This is a genomic window from Paenibacillus sp. NMA1017, assembly GCF_058895805.1.
On record NZ_JBZXYR010000041.1, the window covers coordinates 1 to 2,167 of the forward strand.

1 protein-coding gene is annotated in these 2,167 nt (G+C 56.3%); it reads left to right on the forward strand.

The genetic code is table 11. The annotated features are described in order from the left end of the window. Positions 1-2,167: non-ribosomal peptide synthetase (locus tag AC5ELV_RS26220; protein WP_493432446.1), on the forward strand; the 2,167-nt coding region annotated here is incomplete at both ends.

Genomic DNA, 2,167 nt, shown 5'->3' on the forward strand with positions numbered 1-2,167 from the left:
ACAATCCAAATATCCGTGTGAATGAGCTGGAATTGGTAACACCGGAAGAACAGGCACAGATTGTTCAGGTATGGGGAGATACGGCGGCAGTCTATTCGCAGGATCAAACGCTAAGTGCGCTGTTTGAGCAGCAGGTAGCGAACACGCCTGAGCAAGTGGCGGTGCTGTGCGGAGCGGAGTCGTTGACCTACCGTGAGTTGAATGAGCGCGCGAACCGTTTGGCTCGGACGCTGCGTGCAGAAGGTGTCCAGCCGGATCAGCCCGTGGGCATTTTGGTTCACCGTTCACTGGACATGATCGTAGGCATCTACGCGATCCTCAAGGCAGGCGGAGCCTACGTGCCGATTGATCCGGAATATCCAGCGGATCGTATCCGCTTTATGCTGGAGGACTCGGGCGCGAAGCTGGTGCTGACGCAATCACATCTGGCGGAGCAAGCCGCGCTGAGTTTCGACGGCCAGGTGCTGGTGCTGGATCGTCATGAGCAGTCTGGCCAAGACATTTATTACGAAGATGGCTCGAATCTGGAGCCACTGGCCGGACCGCACCATGTCGCCTATGTCATCTATACCTCTGGCTCCACGGGCAAACCGAAGGGCGTGATGGTGGAGCACCATTCCGTTTTGAACCGGATTTTGTGGATGCATGATCGGTACGGCTTGAGTGCGGAAGATACGATCCTGCAAAAGACCGCCTTCACGTTCGACGTGTCGGTGTGGGAGCTGTTCTGGTGGTCGCTGGTCGGCTCGAAGGTGAGCTTGCTGTCCGTGGGCGGGGAAAAGAACCCGGAAGACATCGTCGACACGATTGCCCGCGATGGCGTGAGCACGATGCACTTTGTACCGGCGATGCTGCATGCGTTCCTGGAGTATGTGGAGCAGCAGCCACGGGAAGTAATGCAAGCGAAGCTAGCAACGTTGCGTCATGTCTTTGCCAGTGGTGAAGCATTACCACCACAGCATGTGGCGCGTTTCCAACGGCTCGTGTCGAGCCTAGCCGGAGCGAAGCTGATCAACCTGTACGGTCCAACCGAAGCGACGGTGGACGTATCGTACTTCGATTGCGAGCCGGATGAGGAATATGCGGTTATTCCAATCGGGAAACCGATTCAGAATATTCGTCTGTACATCGTGAAGGAAGGCACGGAGCAATTGCAGCCGATTGGGGTTGCGGGTGAGCTGTGCATCGGTGGTGTCGGTGTAGCCCGCGGCTATCTGAACCGTCCAGAGCTGACGGCAGAGAAATTCGTAGCCGATCCGTTTGCCGGCGGGGAAGCAGGCTATGAACGGATGTACCGCACAGGCGATTTGGCGAGATGGATGCCGGACGGCAACATCGAATATTTGGGCCGGATCGACCATCAAGTCAAAATCCGAGGGTACCGGATCGAGCTGGGCGAGGTCGAATCGCAGCTGCTCCAAGTAGAATCGGTACGAGAAGCGGTCGTCATGGCGCGTGCGGATGAAACGGGCCAAAAACAAATGGTGGCGTATTATGTCGCGGGGCAAGAGCTCGGGACCAGCGAGCTGAGAAGTGAGCTGGGTCGGGAGCTGCCAAGCTACATGGTGCCGTCGTACTTTGTACAGCTGGAGCAGATGCCGCTGAGTCCCAATGGCAAAATTGACCGCAAAGCCCTGCCAGCACCGGAAGGCAGCCAGCAAACCGGAACGGATTATGTTGAGCCGCGTACCGCACAAGAACGCGCTCTGGCAGCGGTCTGGCAGTCAGTACTGGGATTACAGACGGTCGGTATTTTGGACAACTTCTTTGATCTGGGCGGCGATTCGATCAAGGCCATCCAAATCGCATCTCGTACGTTCCAGTCTGGTTATAAGCTGGACATGAAGGATTTGTTCCAGTATCCAACGGTTGCAGCACTGGCACCGCATATGCATGTGGTCAGCCGTATGGCAGATCAAGGAGAAGTGAGCGGGGAAACCGGGTTGCTCCCGATCCAGCATTGGTTCTTTGCGCAGGAGCGCGAGCGTCCACAGCACTTTAATCAGGCGGTCATGCTCTATCGTGCCGAGGGCTTTAATGAGATAGCGGTTCGCCAAGTCATGGATCATATCGTGAAGCATCATGATGCGCTTCGTACGGTATTCCGTCAGGCTTCATCCGGTTACGAGGCTTGGACACGCAGTGTAGATGAAGGCGCGTTGTATAC